We start from the raw sequence: 18,190 nt of genomic DNA, 5'->3' as shown, positions 1-18,190 counted from the left end.
GCCGCCCGGGGTCAGCGGTCTTCGACGAGGCGCACGAAGTCGCGTTCGTTGCGCTCGGCTCGTCGGACGTACCAGCGGGCGAGGAGGACCAGCGGGGCGTACAGGCCGAAGCCGAGCACCGCCCACTCCAGGCGGCCGTCCGCCGCCGCCGCGAAGACCAGCGGGAGCGGGCCGACCAGCAGGGCGAGCACCGCGAACCCGGTGAGGGCGGCGCGCAGCTGGCTGCGCATGAGGGAGCGGACGTAGGTGTGGCCGAGGGTGGTCTGCTCGTCGATCTCGGTGCGGGGGCGGTAGTAGCCGTAGGCGCGGGTGGTGCGGCGGGGCGGGGCGGTGACCACGACGCGGCGCTCGGTGGGGTCCTGGGGCACCGTCACGGCCTCCGCATCAGCAGGTCGCGGAGTTCGCGTGCGTGCCGTCGGCTGACCTGGAGCTCCTCCTCGCCGACGAGCACGCTCACCGTGCCCGCGTCCAGTCTCAGCTCGGCGATGTGGCGCAGGGCGACGAGGTGGCGGCGGTGGATGCGCAGGAAGCCGCGGGCCCGCCAGCGCTCCTCCAGCGTGGACAGCGGGATACGGACCAGGTGGCTGCCCCGGTCGGTGTGCAGCCGCGCGTAGTCGCCGTGGGCCTCGACGTGGGTGATGTCGTCGACGGGGACGAAGCGGGTGACCCCGCCGAGCTCGACGGATATGTGGTCCGGATCTGGTTCGTGCACGGGGATCAGGGGGGCGGCGCCGCGGCGTTCGGCGGCGCGGCGCACGGCCTCGGCGAGACGTTCCTTCCGCACGGGCTTGAGCACGTAGTCGACGGCCTTGAGGTCGAAGGCCTGCACGGCGAAGTCCTCGTGGGCGGTGACGAACACGACGAGCGGCGGCGTGGCGAAGCCGGTGAGCAGCCGGGCCAGGTCGAGGCCGTCGAGGCCGGGCATCTGGATGTCGAGGAAGACGACGTCGATCGCCTCGGGCCCGCCGGGGCCGGACTCCAGGGCCCGGTTGATGCGGCGCAGCGCCTCGGTGGCGTCGCTCGCGCCCTCGGCGCTGCCGATGCGCGGGTCCGCGTTCAGCAGGTAGAGGAGTTCCTCCAGCGAGGGGCGTTCGTCGTCGACGGCGAGGGCGCGCAGCATGAACGTGGAGTGTAGGAGCAATCCGTACGTCTGGACATGTGCCCGGCGTGGATGTCCGCGCTGGATACAGTGCGGACATGGACAGCAGGCCGGCGCCGTTCGACGACCTCGACCGGAGGATCGTCACCGCTCTGATGGCGAACGCCAGGACCAGTTTCGCCGAGATCGGCGCGACGGTCGGGCTGTCGGCGACGGCCGTGAAGCGGCGGGTGGACCGGCTGCGCGAGACCGGAGTGATCACCGGGTTCTCGGCCACGGTGCGGCCCTCGGCGCTGGGCTGGCGCACGGAGGCGTACGTGGAGGTGTACTGCGAGGGCGCGGCGCCGCCCCGACGCCTCGCGGAGGTGGTGCGCAACCATCCGGAGATCGTGGCCGCCATGACGGTGACCGGGGGCGCGGACGCGCTGCTGCATGTGCGGGCGCGGGACGTGGAGCACTTCGAGGAGGTACTGGAGCGCATCCGGACGGAGCCGTTCATCCGGAAGACGATCAGCTGCATGGTGCTGTCGCACCTGCTGCCGGAGAGCCCGGAGGCGGGCGCGAGCCAGCCGGCGCCCGAGGACGCGGCCGGCCTGCGCTGAGCCGCCCCGTCCCGTCCGTGGACGCAGCAGACGTGCGCTGAGGCCCCCGACAACGCAGCGATCCTGCGCAGCCACGCAGCTTTCGTCACTTGTCGCCCGTCTGTGCCGCTTTCTACCGTGGTGTCCACCTCAACCACGCGCTGAGAGCGGAGGGAACCCTCTGTGTCCGAGAGCCGTGTGCCGAGCAGGCGGCGCTATCTGGTCTGCGAACCCCGGCACTTCACCGTGCAGTACGCGATCAACCCTTGGATGCACCCGGACCGTCCCGTCGACGTCGATCTCGCCCGCGGCCAGTGGGCGGAGCTCATCGGCGCCTACCGCGCCCACGGTCACACCGTGGACGCCGTGGAGCCGGTCGCGGACCTGCCCGACATGGTCTTCGCGGCCAACTCCGCGCTCGTTCTCGGGGGCCGGGTCTTCGGCTCCCTCTTCCACGCGCCCGAACGGCGCCCCGAGTCCGCCGCCTACGAGAGCTGGTTCAAGGCCGCCGGCTTCGACGTGCACCGGCCGGAGTCGGTGTGTGAGGGCGAGGGCGACCTCGTCCCGGCCGGGCGCTGGGTGCTGGCCGGCACCGGTTTCCGTACGACCCGGGAGGCGCACCGCGAGGCGCAGGAGTTCTTCGGGGTTCCGGTGATCAGCCTTCAGCTGGTGAACCCGTACTTCTACCACCTGGACACCGCGCTGTTCGTGCTCGGCGACGGAACCGGCGGCGACGACGCGAACATCGCCTACTACCCGGAGGCGTTCTCGCCGGGCAGCCGCGAGGTCCTCGCCCGGCTGTACCCGGACGCGGTGCTCGCGACGCGCGAGGACGCGCTGGCGTTCGGGCTGAACTCGGTGTCCGACGGCCGTCATGTCTTCATCTCGCCGCGCGCCGAGCAGCTCGCGGGCCGGCTCGCGCGGCAGGGTTACGTCCCCGTCCCCGTCGACCTGTCGGAGCTGCACAAGGCCGGCGGCGGCATCAAGTGCTGCACTCAGGAGATCCGCTCATGACCTCTGTCGTTCCCGCGCCGTCCGCCGACGCCCCTGCGCGTTCGTCCGCCGAGCTGATCCGCGCCGAGGAGCCGGTGCTCGCGCACACCTACCATCCGCTGCCCGTGGTGATCGCCCGCGCCGAGGGCGCGTGGGTGGAGGACGTCGAGGGGCGCCGCTATCTGGACATGCTGGCGGGCTACTCGGCCCTCAACTTCGGCCACCGTCACCCGGCGCTGGTCGAGGCGGCGCACCGCCAGCTGGACCGGCTGACGCTCACGTCGCGCGCGTTCCACAACGACCGTCTCGCCGGCTTCGCGGAGGGCCTGGCCGCGCTGACGGGCCTGGACATGGTGCTGCCGATGAACACGGGTGCCGAGGCCGTGGAGAGCGCGGTGAAGGTGGCCCGCAAGTGGGCGTACGAGGTGAAGGGCGTCCCGGCGGACCGGGCGACGATCGTGGTGGCGGAGAACAACTTCCACGGCCGTACGACGACGATCGTCGGCTTCTCCACGGACCCGCTCGCCCGGGACGGTTTCGGCCCGTTCACTCCGGGCTTCCGCATCGTCCCGTACAACGACCTGGCCGCCCTGGAGGCGGCCGTGGACGAGACGACGGCGGCCGTGCTGATCGAGCCCATCCAGGGCGAGGCGGGCGTGCTCGTGCCCGACGACGGCTATCTGCGGGGCGTGCGCGAGCTGACCCGCCGGGCCGGCTGCCTGTTCGTCGCGGACGAGATCCAGTCGGGCCTGGGCCGCACCGGTCACACCCTCGCCGTGGAGCACGAGGGCGTCGTGCCCGATCTGGTGCTGCTGGGCAAGGCGCTGGGCGGCGGCATCGTGCCGGTGTCGGCGGTGGTCGGGCGCCGGGACGTGCTGGAGGTGCTGCGGCCGGGCGAGCACGGGTCGACGTTCGGCGGCAATCCGCTGGCCGCGGCGGTGGGGTCGGCGGTCGTGGAGCTGCTGGCGACGGGCGAGTTCCAGCGGCGGGCGGCCGAGCTGGGCGTCGTGCTGCGCGAGGGCCTCGCGGCCCTGGTCGGCAAGGGGGTCGTGGGCTACCGGGCGCGCGGGCTGTGGGCGGGCGTCGACGTGGATCCCGTCATCGGGTCGGGCCGCGAGATCGGCGAACGGCTCCTGGCCGAGGGCGTCCTGGCCAAGGACACCCATGGCTCCACCATCCGGCTGGCCCCGCCGCTCACCGTCACGGGCGAGGAACTGCGGGACGCGCTGGGGGCGTTGGGAAAGGTGCTGGCGGAGCAGGCCTGACAGGCCGGGCCGGCACCGTGCCGGCTCAGCGCGTAGGTGCCGCCCAGGGGTGCGAACTGCTCGATGATGCAGGCCGCCGCTGCGGCGGCGCCCTCCGCGTCGTTCACCTGCCGGACGACGAACTGGCAGTCGTCGGCGCCGGTGGAGAACGCGTGGTCGTTGACGGCCCGCTCCACGGCACGCATGTACAGGCCGGCGGCGCCGCGCTGCGGCGCGTCCGCCCCGTTGCGGAACGAGCGGGGGGCACCGACCAGGGGCCGCGGGCCGACGAGCACGACGGTGGACGGGTTGAACAGGTTGACGAGCGTGGCGATCGCCCGGCCCAGTGCCTCTCCGGCGCGGTCGAAGACCGTGTGGATGACACCGCCCGGGGTGGTCGCGTCGCCGTCCTCGACGGCGGCTTCGAAGTCTCCGTGGAACCCTTCCTCCGCGAGGGTCCTGGCGATGGCGTACGGGGCTGTCGCGCCTTCCAGGCAACCGTGGCTCTGGCAGCGGCACTTGACCTTGTCGCTGTGGTGGCCGACCTCGACGGGGATGTGGCCCAGCTCCCCGGCCATCCCGTGGGCACCGCGGAACACCCGCCCGTTGAGGATGAGGGACGAGCCGACGCCCCTGTCGGTGATCAGGACGACGGCCATGCTCTCGTCGTCGGTCCCCCCGAGGAGCCGCTCGCGGACGGCGAGGGAGTTCGCGTCGTTGTCCAGGACGACGGGGACGTCGAGGCGCTGCTGCACCAGGGAGGCCAGCGGGAACCGGCGCCAGCTGGCGTTCGGCGAGTTCACGACCGTGCCGCGGTGCACATGCCCGCCGATGCCCATGCCCACCCCGATCAGGTGCTCCCGCTCGGGACGCAGGGTCGCGTGCAGTTCGTCGATGAGGTCGAGGATGCTCGCCAGCACCTGCGCCTGGTCCAGGTCGGGCAGTGGTGACACGACCGGCCCGTGGACGACGCGGCCGAGCATGTCGGTGACCACACCGATCAGCCGGTCACGGCTGTCCACGTCGTCGGAGACGATGTTGATGCCGATGGCGCGCTGGTGCAGCAGTCCGCCCCGGGCGGCACCGGGCGGGGCGGGGCGTTCGGGCGACATCTCCTCCGGCGGCGCCTCCGCGTCCGCGTGTCCCCGCGCCGACGGCCGTTCCCTGGTGTCGCCCTCCTCGAGCAGCTCGTCGAGGGTGGGCACCTGCCCGCCCGTCGCGATCTCCCGCTCCCCGCGCTCGATGCTGTGGCGGATGCGTGAGAGGTTGCGCTCGACGAGCTGTTCCACCCACTGCAGGGTGACGGGGACGAGAAGCGCGACGGCGTCGCCGCCATGGGTGACGACCAGCGCCTCGTGCGCCGCGGCGGCCTCCTCGATGCGCGCTCCGGACAGCTGCCGGATCGTCACCCTCGCCGGGGCCCGGCGGGCCGCGGGACGGGGAGGCTCTGCGGTCAGCTCCCCCAGTTCGACGGAACCGCCCGCCGCCGCGTCCTGCTGCCCTTCCCTGGTGTTCTGCAGGATGCGGGTGAGGTTCTGGTCGACCAGACGCTCCACCGTCGTCCGCTGCAGAGGCATGAGAACCCCGGCGAGGACGCGTCCGTTGGTGATCCCCAGTACCTCACCGCGCCTGGCGGCGGCCTTGATGAGATCGCCGGACACCTCCCGGATGCCGATGGTCTGCATGGGTGACTCCCCCCGGGCCGGCAACGCCCCGCGTGCAATGTGCCCGAGAGCGGCTGTTGTTCGCGATGCACTCCAGATTGTACGCTCCGAGAGAGCGTCGTCAACCGTTGACGACACATTCCCGGCTTGTCGTCGAACGGGGATCACGATGGCCGACAGCTCCGTTCCCGAGGGCCCTGGACTGGGGTCGGGGTACGCCGCCGCCCTGGAATCACTGCGCTCGACCGCCAAGTGGCTGCTCACGGCCTTCGCCGGGATCGCCGCGGCGCTGACGGCGGGCCTGCAGCTCACCGGCATCGGAGCGCTGCCACCGACCTCGTGGCGGCTGTGGGCGGCGCTCGCCGGCCTCGGCACCGCGCTGGCCACCCTGGGGTACATGGCGAGCAGCGCCTCCGCCGTCCTCACCCAGGACTGGGTCACCCTCAACACCTTCACGGACCGGGACATCGAGTCACAGCTCACGGACGTACCCGGCCATGAACGGCGCCGACGCTTCGACCGCGTGGCCGAGCGGATCGAGGACAACCGGCACGAGCTGTACGGTCACGCGGCCCCGGATCTGCCCGGCCTGCACCGCCGGCTCCGCGAGGCCGACGAAAAGATCCATACCGCCGCCGACCCCGCGTCCCGCGAAGCGGCCGTGCGACGGGCGGCGGAACTGCGCTCCGCGGCACGCGAGGTGGTCCAGTGCGCCAACTACTACGCGACACTGGACCTGTACCGGCGGATGAAGACCCGGCTGACCTGGGCGGCACTCGTCGCGGCCGTCGCCATCGGCGTGTTCGCCTACGCATCCAGCCCACCGAAGCCGCAGGACCCCGTCGACGTGCGGATCCATCTGGCGGCCCCCGCCGGGCGCTGCCCCCCGCCACCGGCGCGGTGCGGCTCAGAAGGGCTGGGCCTCACTCGCGGTCAGCACGTCCATGATCATGACGCCGCGTTCGGTGTCGTACTGCTTGACCTCGTATTCGTCCATCTGCCGGAAGACGACGAGGTAACCGATGGACAGCAGCATGGCGCGGAATCCGTCGGGCGTCATGCGCACCCTCGCGACCGGGAAGTGATGGTCCCCACCGAAGGCAATTCTGAGCGCATCGGCCAATTCCTGACGCTCGGCTCTCCCCATCTCGCGCAAGAACTGTTTGGCCGAACCGGCCAGCCGTATCTGTTGCTCCATACATCCCCCTACGAGCGACCCATAGTGTAGAGCCTGGATCTCCGCGGTTAATAGACATCGTGTCGGCTCGCCGAAGTCCGCACCGAGCCAAACGAAAAGACTCAGGAACACACGTCGACGCCATCCGTTTCCGGCGCTATTCCGCGCATCGAGTGGTCGCCTTTTTCTGGCAACTTCAGCCAGCTGATGCCCATCACGGAACGGCAGTGACCAGAATGGGTGAATGCCTCTTGTCGGGGCCGATGCCGGAGCGGCGCCGCGGCCCCGGTTCCGGAACGGTTCCGGCCGACCGCGCGCGCACCTACACTGACACCTCATCACACACCCGCTGACCTGCTAGAACGCGGCGGTTGAGCCGATCCGCCAGAGTGAGGAGCGACCCCCTTGTTCTACTACCTGCTCAAATACGTGATCCTCGGGCCACTGCTGAGACTGGTCTTCCGTCCCCGCATCGAGGGACTCGACCATGTGCCGGCGTCGGGCCCGGCCATCATCGCCGGCAACCATCTGTCGTTCTCGGACCACTTCCTGATGCCCGCGGTACTGAAGCGGCGCATCACGTTCCTGGCGAAGGCCGAATACTTCACGGGTCCCGGCGTCAAGGGCCGCTTGACGGCCGCGTTCTTCCGCAGCGCCGGGCAGATTCCGGTCGACCGGTCCGGAAAGGAGGCGGGCCGGGCCGCGATCCGCGAGGGCCTCGGCGTGCTGCGGAGGAACGAGCTGCTCGGCATCTATCCGGAGGGCACCCGTTCGCACGACGGCCGCCTGTACAAGGGCAAGGTCGGCGTGGCGGTGATGGCCCTGAAGGCGCGGGTGCCCGTGATCCCCTGCGCGATGATCGGCACCTTCGAGGCGCAGCCGCCCGGCCGGAAGATCCCGCACATCCACCCGGTGGTCATCCGCTTCGGCAAGCCCCTGGACTTCTCCCGCTACGCCGGCCTGGAGAGCGAGAAGGCGGTCCTGCGGGCCGTCACCGACGAGATCATGTACGCCATCCTGATGCTGTCGGAGCAGGAGTACGTCGACACGTACGCGGCCGTCGCCAAGGCGGAGACCGAGGACAGGGCCCGCAGGTTCCCGCGGATGCCGCTGAGCTGACGGACCGGCCGGCCGCTCTGCTGCGAGCAGAAAGACCTGGGGGCCGGGACGTCCGGCCCCCTACGGTCACCTCATGAAGCGTGCTGTGGTGATCGGAGCGACAGGCCAGATCGGGCGCCCGGTGGTGGGTGCCCTCGTCCGGGACGGCTGGGAGGTGACGGCCGCGTCCCGCGGCGGCGGTCGGGACGGGGCCTGGCCCGACGAGGTGCGGGCGGTGCGGCTGGACCGCGAGGACGACACGGCGCTGGCCGCGGTGGCCGGCGACGGCTGCGACCTGGTGGTCGACATCGTCGCCCACGGGGCCCGGCACGCCCGGCAGCTGACCTCCCTCGCCGGACGCGTCGGCTCGGCGGTGGTGATCTCCAGCGTCTCGGTGTACGAGGACGACAAGGGCCGCGGCTTCGACACGCAGGCCGAGCCGGGCGGCTTCCCCGAGTACCCGGTGCCGATCCCGGAGACGCAGCGCACGGTGGCGCCCGGCGAGTCGACGTACAGCACGAAAAAGGTGGCCCTGGAACAGGAACTCCTCGCCGCCGGCGACCGGTTGCCCACCACGGTGCTGCGCGCGGGGGCGGTGTACGGGCCGCACTGCCGTATGCCCCGCGAGCTGTACTTCGTGAAGCGGAACCTGGACGGCCGCGGGCGACGGGTCCTCGCGTACGGCGGCGGGAGCCGCTTCCACCCGGTGAGCGTGCACACGCTCGCCGAGCTGATCCGCCTGGCCGCGGCCCGCCCGGGATCGCGGGTCCTCAACGCCTGCGACGACGAGGCGCCGACGGTCGCCGAGATCGCCGCCGCGATCGACGCGGTGATGGGGGTGGAGACGGAGACCGTCCTGGCCGACGGCCCGCCGCCGGCCCCGTCGGTGGGCGACACCCCGTGGTCCGTCGCGGCGCCCGTGGTGTGCGACATGTCGGCGGCGCGGCGCGAGCTCGGCGACCGCCCGGTGGCCCGGTACGCCGAGACACTGCCGGAGACGGTCGAGTGGATCGAGCGCCGGCTGGCCGGCCGGGACTGGCGGGAGGCGTACCCGGAGATGTTCGGGGCGTACGGCGACCTCTTCGACTACGCGGCGGAGGACGCCTGGCTCGGCACGAAGTGACGAAAGGGGGGCCGACGCCCGTCGGCCCCCCTTTCGTCGTACGACTACGACTACGGCTTCGGCACCGCGTGCGGCGCGCAGGTCACGTCGGACCGGTCCGTCTTCCCGGTGAGCAGGTAGGTGTCCACCCGCTCGTTGACGCACGGGTTGGTCAGTCCGGTGACGCCGTGCGAGCCCGCGCCCTTCTCGGTGATGAGGCGGGAGCCCTTGAACCGCTTGTGCAGTTCGACGGCGCCCTCGTAGGGGGTGGCCGCGTCGCGCTCGGCCTGGACGATCAGGACGGGCGGCAGACCCTTCTTGGTCGTCACCTCCACCGGCGTGTGCTGCTTGGACTTCCAGGTGGCGCACGGCAGGTTCATCCAGGCGTTGGCCCAGGTCATGAACGGGTGGTCCTTGTGCAGCCGGGTGTTGTCACGGTCCCAGGTCTTCCAGCTGGTCGGCCACTTGGCGTCGGCGCACTCGACGGCGGTGTAGACGGCGTTGCCGTTCTCCGACGCGGCGTTGCCCGCGGTGTCGGTGAGGTCGGGGGCGGCGGCGTCGACGAGGGCCTGGGTGTCACCGGCGGCGTACTGGCTCCACACGGTGGCGGTGGGCACCCAGGAGGAGTCGTAGTACGGGGCGCCCTGGAAGAAGGAGATCAGCTCGGCCGGGCCGACCACCCCGCCGAGCGGGGCCTTCTTGGCGGTGGCGCGCAGCTCCTCCCACTCGGCCTGGACCTTCGCCTGCGTGTCGCCGAGGTGGAAGGCGGCGTCGTTCTCCGCGACCCAGGACGTCCAGTCCTTCCAGCGGCTCTCGAAGGCGACGTCCTGGTCGAGGTTGGCCTGGTACCAGATCTTCTCGCGCGACGGGTTGACGACGCTGTCGAGGACCATGCGGCGCACATGGCCCGGGAAGAGCGTGCCGTACACGGCGCCGAGGTACGTACCGTAGGAGACACCGAGGTAGTTGAGCTTCTTCTCACCGAGCGCGGCGCGGACGACGTCGAGGTCGCGGGCGGTGTTCGGGGTCGTCATGTGCGGCAGCATCCAGCCGCTGCGCTCCTTGCAGCCGTCCGCGTACTCGGCGGCGAGCTTGCGCTGGGCGCGCTTGTCGGCCTCGGAGTCCGGGACCGGGTCCATCTTGGGCGCCGCCACGAACTCCTGCGGGTCGACACAGGAGATGGGCGTCGAGTGGCCGACGCCGCGCGGGTCGAAGCCCACGAAGTCGTACGCCTTGGCGGTGTCGGCCCAGAGGGGGGCCTGGGTGGTGACCCGGCGCGGGAAGCGCAGGCCGGAACCGCCGGGGCCGCCCGGGTTGTAGATGAGCGCGCCCTGGCGCTCCGCCTTCGTCCCGGTGTTGCCGATCCGGTCGACGGCGATCCTGATCTGCTTGCCGTTCGGCTTGGCGTAGTCGAGCGGCACGGTCACCCAGCCGCACTGGATCGGCTTCTCCAGGCCCCAGTCCTCGGGGCAGTCCCGCCAGTCGATGCCCTTCTCGGCGGCCCGGGCGGCCGCGACGGCGACCCCGCGGGCCTCCGCGTCCTTACCGGTGCGCGCGTCCGCGCCGGCCGGTGGCGCGGTCACGACGCCGGCTATCAGGGTCGCCGTGACGAACGCTCCGGCGGAACCGAGCGCCGTGGCCCGCCTTGTCGGTCGCATGCCTCTCAAGTGGGAACTCCCCGAGTGGTGGTGTGAAACAGGAACGGACAGGTGGGATCCTCGCGGCTGTGACACACCTGTGAACAGACATGCGGACGTTTTTTTGCTCATCCGATAACCGGTGCGCGTCGTGCCGCCCACCGGTACGCACCCCCGAACCGGCCGGCCCGGTCAGCCGAGCGCGGCCAGGGCCTCGTCGAGCACCCGGCGCAGCCGCAGCGCGTCGCCCGCGACCGCGGTGACCAGGACGGCGGGCCCGGCGAGCGGAGTGAGCGCGGCGCACTCCCCGAACAGCCGGGCCTCGGGGACGTCCTTCTCGTACTCGGGCCGTACGACGAGGAGTTGACCGAGCGCGCGGTGCCCGCCCAGCACGGCGGGTCCGTCCCAGCCGCCCGGTGTGCCCGGCCCGCAGGCCACCTCCTGGTCGAGCAGCGGCCGTCCGCCCAGGCGCACGGTGAGCCGGCTGGTGAGCCGTCCCGGTTCCTCCCCCGCACGTCCGAGGACCTGTTCCTCCCTGAACACCAGCCGGGCACCGGGCGCGAGGCCGATGTGCGAGGAGACGTACAACTCGCTCCCCGCCGCCGAGATCAGCTGCTCGGGAAGCCAGCGCAGCTCGCCTCCGGCGGCGACCTCGAGCCGTACGTCGTAGCGCGCCCCGCCCTTGGTCTGGCCCGGCAGGGCGATGGTGGCCGCCGCCGACCCCACGTGCAGCCGGGCCCCGGCGCCGGCGGCCGCCGCCACGGTGAAGTGGTCGCCGCCCAGCGGCCCGCTCATGGCGCCGACGAGCATCACGCGCGCCTCGTCGCCGCTCACCGCCCGGGTGCGGCGCGGGGCGAGCGGCCCCTCGCCCTCGAGCACCGGCAGCGCGGTGCCGCCCCGCCCGTCGGCCGTTGCCGAGATCCGCGTGGTGGCCCGTACGCCGCCCGTGGCCGCGGTCGTCATGCCGTCCACGCGGCGAGCCGCTCCCGCACCCACCGGGCGACGGCCGTGACCCCGTCCTCACTCCGCAGCGACTGGAGGACCACGGGCAGTTCGGCGCGCTGCGCCTTGGCGTCCGCTGCCATCCGGGCCAGATCGGAGCCCACGTACGGGGCGAGGTCGGTCTTGTTGACGACGAGCAGGTCGGCGGTGGTGACGCCGGGCCCGCCCTTGCGCGGGATGTCGTCCCCGCCCGCGACGTCGATCACGAAGATCTGCGCGTCCACCAGCCCCTTGGAGAAGGTGGCGGTGAGGTTGTCACCCCCGGACTCGACGAGGACGAGATCGAGCGGCCCGACCGCGTCCTCCAGGTCCTCGACCGCTTCGAGGTTCGCGGAGATGTCGTCGCGGATCGCGGTGTGCGGGCACGCGCCGGTCTCCACGGCGGTGATCCGCTCCGGCGGCAGCACCGCCTCACGGAGCAGGAACTCGGCGTCCTCCCGGGTGTAGATGTCGTTCGTGACGACGGCCAGTGACAACTCGTCGCGCAGGGCCCGGCAGAGCGCGGCGACCGTGGCGGTCTTGCCGGACCCGACGGGACCACCGAGGCCGATGCGCAGGGCACGGCGGGTGCCGTCGGGACGACGGGCGTCGGCGCTGACGGCGGAGGGGCTGTCGTGGGTGTGGGGGTGGTCGAGGTGCATACGAGCGGCTCCTGTGGTGATCGAGACTGGGCTGGAAGGCCTTGGACGGTGCCTCTCAGCCCGGTCCGGGAAACTGCGGCCCGTCCGGCGTCCGAGGACGAGGCCGACCAGGCCGACACGGGGGTCCGGGGGCGGGGCCCCCGGGGACGGTGGGGGTCCCCCTGCTCGAGCGAAGCCGAGAGCTTGGGGGAGGGCGGGGGCGGCGGGGGCGAGCACACTCACGAAGCGAACAACCGCACAGCCCACCCCGCATGCCCCTCCGCCCCGATCTCCGACAGCGGCCCCGAGGCCGCCGGCAGCGCGTCGACCCCTTCGTCGACCGCCCGCCGCGCCGCCTCCACCGCCCGCCGGACCACCAGGTCCGTCTCGGGCGCCAGCCGCGCCAGCACCCCCGTCGCGTCGAACGGGTCCAGGCTCAGCAGCCGCACCGTCGCGGTCGCCGGCCCGCTGACGCTCTCGTACGCGGAGCAGTACGCCGCGTCCTCGGGCCCCAGCCCGGCGGCGCGGGCCGCGAGCCCGAGCACGACCGGCTGATGCGCACCCTTGGGGAACGCCCGGGCCAGTGCGTCGAGTTCACCCGAGGGCCAGGCGGCCCGCGCCGCCCGCATCAGCTGCCGTCCCAGCCGCCGCGCGGCGCCGCGCAGCGCGTACGACGGCGTTCGGGCGTCCGCGGCGGCGTCGAGCTCCAGCGGGTCCATACCAGCCGCTGCCGCAGCGGCCAGCCCGGCCGCGACCAGCCCGGCCGTGTGCAGCCGCCCCCGGCAGAAATCCTCCAGCTCCGGCGTACCGGTGATCCGCCCGGCCCTGACGGCCGCCTCCGCCCCGCCGGAGTGCGCATGCCCTCCGGCGGGGAAACGGCCGTCGGCCAGAACCAGTAGTGCTGCCCTGGTCATCGCCGGCCTCAGAAGAGGAAGTAGCGCTGGGCCATGGGCAGTTCGGCCGCGGGCGTGGCCTCGACCAGCTCGCCGTCGATGTGCACGGCGAAACTGTCCGGATCGACCCGCACGTCCGGCCGCGCGTCGTTCTCGCGCATGTCGGCCTTGGTCACCCCGCGCGTCGACTCGATGGCGACGAACCGCTTCCCGAGCCCCAGCCGCTCCGGCAGCCCGTCCTCGACGGCGAGCGGTGCCACGAAGTTGAACGAGTTCGCGGCCGGCGCCCGCCCGATCGCCCCGTACATCGGCCGCGGCAGGACCGGCTGCGGTGTCGGGATGGACGCGTTGGCGTCACCCATCTGGGCGTACGCGATCTGTCCGCCCTTGAGGACGAGCTGCGGCTTGACACCGAAGAACGCGGGCTCCCACAGCACCAGGTCGGCGAGCTTGCCGGTCTCGACGGACCCGATCTCCCGCGCGAGGCCCTGCGCGAGCGCCGGGTTGATCGTGTACTTGGCGACATAGCGACGTACGCGGTGGTTGTCGGCGCGGTCGTCCCCGGGCAGCGCGCCCCGCCGCCGCTTCATGACGTGGGCGGTCTGCCAGGTCCGCAGGATCACCTCTCCCACCCGCCCCATGGCCTGGGAGTCGGACGAGATGATCGAGATCGCGCCCAGGTCGTGGAGGATGTCCTCCGCCCCGATGGTGGACGGCCGGATCCGGGACTCGGCGAAGGCCAGGTCCTCCGGGACGGCCGCGTTGAGGTGGTGGCACACCATCAGCATGTCGAGGTGTTCCTCGGCGGTGTTGACGGTGTAGGGCCGGGTGGGGTTGGTGGAGCTGGGCAGGACGTGCGGCTCCGACACCACGGTCATGATGTCCGGCGCGTGCCCGCCGCCCGCGCCCTCCGTGTGGTACGCGTGGATGCCGCGTCCGGCGATCGCGGCGAGGGTGTCGCCCACGAATCCGGCCTCGTTGAGGGTGTCCGTGTGGATGGCGACCTGGATGCCCGTCCGCTCGGCGACGGTCAGCGAGGCGTCGATGACGGCCGGGGTCGACCCCCAGTCCTCGTGCAGCTTCAGGCCGAGGGCGCCGCCGCGGATCTGGGAGAGCATCGCCTCGTGCGAGACGGTGTTGCCCTTGCCGAGGAAGCCGATGTTGAGCGGGTACTGCTCCATGGCCTCCAGCATCCGCGCGAGGTGCCACGGACCGGGCGTGACCGTGGTGGCCTTCGAGCCCTCGGCCGGTCCGGTACCACCGCCCACCAGCGTCGTCACCCCGGCCGCGAGCGCCTCGTCGGCGATCTGGGGGCAGATGAAGTGCACGTGCGCGTCGACGGCACCGGCCGTGACGATCCGGCCGTTGCCCGCGATCACCTCGGTCTCCGGGCCGATGACCAGGTCCGGGTGGACCCCGTCCATGGTGTCGGGGTTGCCCGCCTTGCCGATGCCGGTGATGCGGCCGTCGCGGATGCCGATGTCGGCCTTGACGATGCCCCAGTGGTCGACGATCACGGCTCCGGTGACCACGGTGTCCGGGGTGCCGTCCGCGCGTGTGGCCCGCGACTGGCCCATGGACTCGCGGAGGACCTTCCCGCCCCCGAACACCGCCTCGTCACCGGCGAGCCCGGGGCCGCCACTGCGGTCCTCCTCGATCTCGATCAGCAGATCGGTGTCGGCGAGCCGGATCCGGTCACCTGTGGTGGGGCCGAACAGGTCGGCGTAGGCGGCACGCGAGATCTCAGGCATCGAGGGCACCTCCGGTCTCCCCGCGCAGTCCCGGTACGACGCGGGCGCCGGCGAGGGGGACGAGTTCGACGGCGACGGGGATGCCGGGCTCGAAGCGCACGGCGGTGCCGGCGGCGACGTTCAGCCGCTTGCCGCGCGCGGCGGCGCGGTCGAACTCGAGGCCGGGGTTGGCCTCGGCGAAGTGGTAGTGGGAGCCGACCTGGACGGGCCGGTCGGCGGCGTTGAGGACGGTGAGCCGGGTGACCTCGCGGCCCGCGTTGTACACGATCGGTTCCTCGGCGAAGAGGATCTCTCCAGGGATCACGGACAGCCCCTCCCCCGTCAGACGATCGGGTCGTGGACGGTGACGAGCTTGGTGCCGTCCGGGAAGGTCGCCTCGACCTGCACGTCGTGGATCATCTCCGGGATGCCGTCCATGACGTCGTCGCGGGTGAGCAGCTTCCGTCCGGAGGCCATGAGTTCGGCCACGGTACGGCCGTCGCGGGCACCCTCGAGGATGTGCGAGGTGATGAGCGCGACCGCCTCGGGATGGTTGAGCCTCAGCCCGCGGGACCGGCGCTTCTCGGCCACGTCGGCGGCCACGTGGATCAGCAGCCTCTCCTGCTCGTGCGGGGTCAGTTGCACGGCGTCCCACCTCACAGTCCTCGCTCCGGACCGTGCGGGGTCCGGCTGCCGCGGCCACCCTGGAAAGTGCCTGGTGACGTGGGCGCAGGCTAATCGGGGCTCGTTTCGGCGACGTTAACGGACATCTGTTCGCACGCGTGGCCGACCCGATCCCCCGGACATGCCCGGACGATCATGAGCCGCCCCTCACGCCGGCCCCGTCCCCCGGTGCTCCGCGGCGATCCCGAACCGCTGGCGTTCACGCGGCGCCGACGAGGCCTCGCGCACATGCGAGACCGAACTGGCCATCGACTCCTGAGCCGCGGCCGCCTCCTCGAGCCGCTCCAGGTCGGCGGCGGAGACCAGGGCGACGAGGGGCTTCCCGTGCCGCGTCACGACGACGCGCTCGCCGCCGTACACCACGCGGTTGATCAGGTCGGCGAGCTCTGCCCTGGCTTGCGTCACCGGAATCTCGTAGGCCATGGCGTCCAGCTTAGACCGGGGTGCCGACGGCCCTTGGAGCCCGGGAGAACCGCTTCCGCCACCGGTTTCGCTCTCAGCATGCCCCCTTCCCTGTCTACGTACGTCCTGTACATTTTTTACGGAACGCGACACGACGCGACCAGAGGAGGCGCCCTCCATGGACCGACCGTCCGCCCGCCACGTCCTGCCCGAGTTCACCGAACACACGAGCATGGGGCCACGGACACTGGATCCGTACGCGAAGCTGCTGGAGGAACGGATCGTCTTCCTCGGGACGGCGATCGACGACACGGCGGCGAACGACGTGACGGCGCAGTTCATGCTCCTCGAACACGCGGCGCCGGACCGGGACATCTCGCTGTACATCAACTCGCCGGGCGGTTCGTTCAGCGCGATGACGGCCGTCTACGACACGATGCAGTACATCTCCTGCGACGTGGAGACCTACTGTCTCGGCCAGGCCGCCTCGGCCGCGGCGGTGCTGCTGGCCGGCGGCACCCCGGGCAAGCGGAACGCCCTGCCCGGCTCCCGTGTGCTCATCCACCAGCCGTCGCTGCCCGCGCCGGTCGAGGGACAGACCAGCGATCTCGTCATCCAGGCCGAGGAGTTGACGCGCACCCGCAGGACGCTGGAGGAGATGCTCGTACGGCACACCGGCCGCACCCCGGAGCAGGTGCGGGCCGACATCGAGCGGGACAGGATCCTGGACGCCGCGGAAGCCGTGGCGTACGGCCTGGTGGACCGGGTCGTCCCGAGCCGGAGGAACCCCGGCGGCCCGTCCGGGACGAGGTGAGCCGCCGATGCTGCCCCCCGAACTGCCGCCGCTGCCCGCGCTGACCCGCGCCGAGGCGGAGCTGATCGACCGTTACCTCGACGTGGTCGACTCGCTCGGCCGGATCAACCCGGCGCGCCCGGGCGACACCTACCGGGGACTGCGCGCCGCACAGGCCCTGGTGGACAGGGCGGCGGCCCTGCGCGACGCGCTGGAACTGATGCACAGCAGAGGTGAGAACGAGGTGCACGCCCCGACCCTCGCACGCGCCCTGCGGGTCCTCGACGGGGAGCGGCGAACGGCCCGCGTGGCACTGCCGCCGGAACCGGGTGATCGGCTCGGGGGCGGTGCGAGGTGACCCGAGTCGGCTCGCAGCGCCCCGAGTCGACGCGTGGTGAGGGTCGGCGCGAGGTGACGGTCGACGCCAGGTGATGCGGAAGGCACGGCTTGGGGCGCACACCTCACCGACGGCGCATCCGGCCCGCGACGCGCGCGGACCAGACTGCATACCCACGAACGGCCTAGCGTCCCGTCCTTCTCAGGGCCCCGCAGAAGTTGCGCACACCGCCTACACCAGGGGCGGAACGCCTGCTCCGCTCCTGGTACGGCCATCCCGGCGACCCCGGTCCCGCAGCGGCGCACAGAGCTGTCCACCCGAACGGGTGAGTGGTGAGTAACCCCACAAATCACCGTTTCCGCTCGGCATTTACGACAGATGTGCGTCAAGATCCCTTCCGACGACAAGCCCCCGCCACAGCGGCGGGGCGGTCCGGGTGGACGCCGAGTCCTGCCACCGCCCGGATGACGGGTCGACAGAAGTGGATCGGCAGGAGTGGAGGACCCAAGCACGACGGGTCGCCGGAACGGCCGTTCCGAGCAGCCCTTGGGGTGAAGCCGCAGCGCGCGGCCGGGCTACTTCGCCAGCCCGAATCCGACAGGTCATCCTTCACAGGCGGCTGACGAAGGGTTGCGCATGACTGCGCTCAATCGTGTCCCGTCGCTGCTCGGCCGGGCCGGCACCGCATCGGCCCTCACCATCGCCGCCGTGGGCGGCAGCCTCGTGGTCCCGGGTTTCGCCGACCAGGCCGAGGCTGCCTCGGCGGCGACGAAGGCAGTGAAGGTCGCGGCGTCGAAGAAGGGGGCTCCGTACGCGTGGGGCGCCACGGGTCCGAGCAGGTTCGACTGCTCCGGTCTCACGCTCTACGCCTACAAGAAGGCGGGCAAGAAGCTGCCCCGAACGGCGGCACAGCAGTACAACAGGACGAAGCACATCTCCGCCAAGAAACGCAAGCTCGGAGACCTCGTCTTCTTCCATTCGGGCCGGGACGTGTACCACGTCGGGATATACGCGGGGAAGGGCAAGATCTGGCACTCCCCGAAGTCCGGTGACGTCGTGCGGAAGTCGAAGATCTGGACGAAGAGCGTCTGGTACGGACGGGTCGCCTGACCCGCCCGGCGGTGCGGCGGCCGG

The 18,190-nt window shown here is 71.9% G+C and carries 19 protein-coding genes, 1 pseudogene and 1 riboswitch; of the genes and pseudogenes, 9 read left to right on the top strand and 11 right to left on the bottom strand.

Features of this window, described 5'->3' with window-relative positions; genetic code table 11:
• Positions 1–11 precede the first annotated feature (11 nt).
• Positions 12–368 carry a hypothetical protein gene (locus IE242_RS26880; RefSeq protein ID WP_189863884.1) on the bottom strand — a complete coding sequence of 119 codons (357 nt, stop codon included), beginning with the start codon at positions 366–368 and terminating at the stop codon, positions 12–14.
• 2 nt (positions 369–370) lie between these two features.
• Positions 371–1,120, bottom strand: coding sequence for a LytR/AlgR family response regulator transcription factor (locus tag IE242_RS26875; protein ID WP_189863665.1), 750 nt, complete (start codon positions 1,118–1,120; stop codon positions 371–373).
• 77 nt (positions 1,121–1,197) lie between these two features.
• Between IE242_RS26875 and IE242_RS26870 the strand changes: the two genes are divergently transcribed.
• The 3 genes from IE242_RS26870 to rocD all read left to right on the top strand — a co-directional run bounded on the left by IE242_RS26870 (position 1,198) and on the right by rocD (position 3,938).
• Positions 1,198–1,701, top strand: coding sequence for an Lrp/AsnC family transcriptional regulator (locus IE242_RS26870; RefSeq protein WP_189863663.1), 504 nt, complete (start codon positions 1,198–1,200; stop codon positions 1,699–1,701).
• A 162-nt stretch (positions 1,702–1,863) separates the two neighbouring features.
• Complete coding sequence (gene ddaH / locus IE242_RS26865; protein ID WP_189863661.1) at positions 1,864–2,694, top strand: dimethylargininase; 831 nt, start codon at positions 1,864–1,866, stop codon at positions 2,692–2,694.
• Positions 2,691–3,938, top strand: coding sequence for an ornithine--oxo-acid transaminase (gene rocD, locus IE242_RS26860; protein WP_189863659.1), 1,248 nt, complete (start codon positions 2,691–2,693; stop codon positions 3,936–3,938). The genes ddaH and rocD overlap by 4 nt, the downstream gene beginning before the upstream one ends.
• A gap of 275 nt (positions 3,939–4,213) precedes the next feature.
• Here rocD and IE242_RS38005 read toward each other — a convergent pair.
• A pseudogene (locus IE242_RS38005) lies at positions 4,214–4,900 on the bottom strand (ROK family protein); the annotation flags it as partial.
• A gap of 850 nt (positions 4,901–5,750) precedes the next feature.
• Between IE242_RS38005 and IE242_RS26855 the strand changes: the two are divergent.
• The 3 genes from IE242_RS26855 (at position 5,751) to IE242_RS26845 (ending at position 8,979) form a co-directional block, all read left to right on the top strand.
• Complete coding sequence (locus IE242_RS26855; protein ID WP_189863657.1) at positions 5,751–6,809, top strand: hypothetical protein; 1,059 nt, start codon at positions 5,751–5,753, stop codon at positions 6,807–6,809.
• 354 nt (positions 6,810–7,163) lie between these two features.
• Positions 7,164–7,877 carry a lysophospholipid acyltransferase family protein gene (locus IE242_RS26850; RefSeq protein ID WP_189863655.1) on the top strand — a complete coding sequence of 238 codons (714 nt, stop codon included), beginning with the start codon at positions 7,164–7,166 and terminating at the stop codon, positions 7,875–7,877.
• Between the two features lie 73 nt (positions 7,878–7,950).
• Positions 7,951–8,979: an NAD-dependent epimerase/dehydratase family protein gene (locus IE242_RS26845; protein ID WP_229859470.1), complete on the top strand. Its 1,029-nt coding sequence runs from the start codon at positions 7,951–7,953 to the stop codon at positions 8,977–8,979.
• A 50-nt stretch (positions 8,980–9,029) separates the two neighbouring features.
• Here the strand turns inward: IE242_RS26845 and IE242_RS26840 are convergent, their stop codons facing one another.
• From IE242_RS26840 to IE242_RS26805, 8 genes are all read right to left on the bottom strand, one after another.
• Complete coding sequence (locus tag IE242_RS26840; RefSeq protein ID WP_189863653.1) at positions 9,030–10,616, bottom strand: alpha/beta hydrolase; 1,587 nt, start codon at positions 10,614–10,616, stop codon at positions 9,030–9,032.
• A 171-nt stretch (positions 10,617–10,787) separates the two neighbouring features.
• On the bottom strand, positions 10,788–11,558 hold the full coding sequence (locus IE242_RS26835) for an urease accessory protein UreD (protein WP_189863880.1): 771 nt from the start codon (positions 11,556–11,558) through the stop codon (positions 10,788–10,790).
• The gene (ureG, locus tag IE242_RS26830) at positions 11,555–12,238 is read right to left on the bottom strand and encodes an urease accessory protein UreG (RefSeq protein WP_189863651.1); all 684 of its coding nucleotides are present in this window, start codon (positions 12,236–12,238) and stop codon (positions 11,555–11,557) included. The genes IE242_RS26835 and ureG overlap by 4 nt, the downstream gene beginning before the upstream one ends.
• Positions 12,239–12,456: 218 nt before the next feature.
• Positions 12,457–13,131: an urease accessory protein UreF gene (locus tag IE242_RS26825; protein WP_189863649.1), complete on the bottom strand. Its 675-nt coding sequence runs from the start codon at positions 13,129–13,131 to the stop codon at positions 12,457–12,459.
• An 8-nt stretch (positions 13,132–13,139) separates the two neighbouring features.
• Positions 13,140–14,861 (bottom strand): urease subunit alpha, encoded by a 1,722-nt coding sequence (locus IE242_RS26820; protein ID WP_189863646.1) that lies wholly within the window; start codon positions 14,859–14,861, stop codon positions 13,140–13,142.
• Entirely contained in the window at positions 14,854–15,165 is a 312-nt protein-coding gene (locus tag IE242_RS26815; RefSeq protein ID WP_189863644.1) for an urease subunit beta, read from the bottom strand. Before IE242_RS26815 ends, IE242_RS26820 begins: the two co-directional genes overlap by 8 nt.
• Positions 15,166–15,182: 17 nt before the next feature.
• Positions 15,183–15,485, bottom strand: coding sequence for an urease subunit gamma (locus IE242_RS26810; RefSeq protein WP_189863642.1), 303 nt, complete (start codon positions 15,483–15,485; stop codon positions 15,183–15,185).
• Positions 15,486–15,671: 186 nt separating this feature from the next.
• Positions 15,672–15,947, bottom strand: a complete 276-nt coding sequence (locus IE242_RS26805) for a type II toxin-antitoxin system Phd/YefM family antitoxin (protein ID WP_189863640.1) — start codon at positions 15,945–15,947, stop codon at positions 15,672–15,674.
• Between the two features lie 157 nt (positions 15,948–16,104).
• On the opposite strand from IE242_RS26805, the gene IE242_RS26800 reads away from it, so the two are divergent.
• The 3 genes from IE242_RS26800 (at position 16,105) to IE242_RS26790 (ending at position 18,166) form a co-directional block, all read left to right on the top strand.
• Positions 16,105–16,740 (top strand): ATP-dependent Clp protease proteolytic subunit, encoded by a 636-nt coding sequence (locus IE242_RS26800; protein ID WP_189863637.1) that lies wholly within the window; start codon positions 16,105–16,107, stop codon positions 16,738–16,740.
• Between the two features lie 7 nt (positions 16,741–16,747).
• Positions 16,748–17,077 carry a hypothetical protein gene (locus IE242_RS26795; protein ID WP_189863634.1) on the top strand — a complete coding sequence of 110 codons (330 nt, stop codon included), beginning with the start codon at positions 16,748–16,750 and terminating at the stop codon, positions 17,075–17,077.
• A gap of 442 nt (positions 17,078–17,519) precedes the next feature.
• A riboswitch (cyclic di-AMP (ydaO/yuaA leader) is annotated at positions 17,520–17,689 on the top strand.
• 3 nt (positions 17,690–17,692) lie between these two features.
• Positions 17,693–18,166 (top strand): C40 family peptidase, encoded by a 474-nt coding sequence (locus IE242_RS26790; protein WP_189863632.1) that lies wholly within the window; start codon positions 17,693–17,695, stop codon positions 18,164–18,166.
• Positions 18,167–18,190: the final 24 nt, after the last annotated feature.

Origin of the sequence: Streptomyces poonensis (assembly GCF_014650915.1) — a bacterium.
Taxonomy (GTDB): domain Bacteria; phylum Actinomycetota; class Actinomycetes; order Streptomycetales; family Streptomycetaceae; genus Streptomyces; species Streptomyces poonensis.
The sequence above is the reverse complement of the archived record's forward strand: the minus strand, read 5'-3'. Positions and strand labels throughout refer to the sequence as shown.

What these genes read in the sequence shown, in the direction of transcription:
- IE242_RS26875 (WP_189863665.1), bottom strand. Translation starts at nt 1,120, where the DNA reads ATGCTGCGCGCCCTCGCCGTCGACGACGAACGCCCCTCGCTGGAGGAA.
- IE242_RS26870 (WP_189863663.1), top strand. Translation starts at nt 1,198, where the DNA reads ATGGACAGCAGGCCGGCGCCGTTCGACGACCTCGACCGGAGGATCGTC.
- rocD (WP_189863659.1), top strand. Translation starts at nt 2,691, where the DNA reads ATGACCTCTGTCGTTCCCGCGCCGTCCGCCGACGCCCCTGCGCGTTCG.
- IE242_RS26855 (WP_189863657.1), top strand. Translation starts at nt 5,751, where the DNA reads ATGGCCGACAGCTCCGTTCCCGAGGGCCCTGGACTGGGGTCGGGGTAC.
- IE242_RS26845 (WP_229859470.1), top strand. Translation starts at nt 7,951, where the DNA reads ATGAAGCGTGCTGTGGTGATCGGAGCGACAGGCCAGATCGGGCGCCCG.
- IE242_RS26840 (WP_189863653.1), bottom strand. Translation starts at nt 10,616, where the DNA reads ATGCGACCGACAAGGCGGGCCACGGCGCTCGGTTCCGCCGGAGCGTTC.
- IE242_RS26835 (WP_189863880.1), bottom strand. Translation starts at nt 11,558, where the DNA reads ATGACGACCGCGGCCACGGGCGGCGTACGGGCCACCACGCGGATCTCG.
- ureG (WP_189863651.1), bottom strand. Translation starts at nt 12,238, where the DNA reads ATGCACCTCGACCACCCCCACACCCACGACAGCCCCTCCGCCGTCAGC.
- IE242_RS26825 (WP_189863649.1), bottom strand. Translation starts at nt 13,131, where the DNA reads ATGACCAGGGCAGCACTACTGGTTCTGGCCGACGGCCGTTTCCCCGCC.
- IE242_RS26820 (WP_189863646.1), bottom strand. Translation starts at nt 14,861, where the DNA reads ATGCCTGAGATCTCGCGTGCCGCCTACGCCGACCTGTTCGGCCCCACC.
- IE242_RS26805 (WP_189863640.1), bottom strand. Translation starts at nt 15,947, where the DNA reads ATGGCCTACGAGATTCCGGTGACGCAAGCCAGGGCAGAGCTCGCCGAC.
- IE242_RS26800 (WP_189863637.1), top strand. Translation starts at nt 16,105, where the DNA reads ATGGACCGACCGTCCGCCCGCCACGTCCTGCCCGAGTTCACCGAACAC.
- IE242_RS26795 (WP_189863634.1), top strand. Translation starts at nt 16,748, where the DNA reads ATGCTGCCCCCCGAACTGCCGCCGCTGCCCGCGCTGACCCGCGCCGAG.
- IE242_RS26790 (WP_189863632.1), top strand. Translation starts at nt 17,693, where the DNA reads ATGACTGCGCTCAATCGTGTCCCGTCGCTGCTCGGCCGGGCCGGCACC.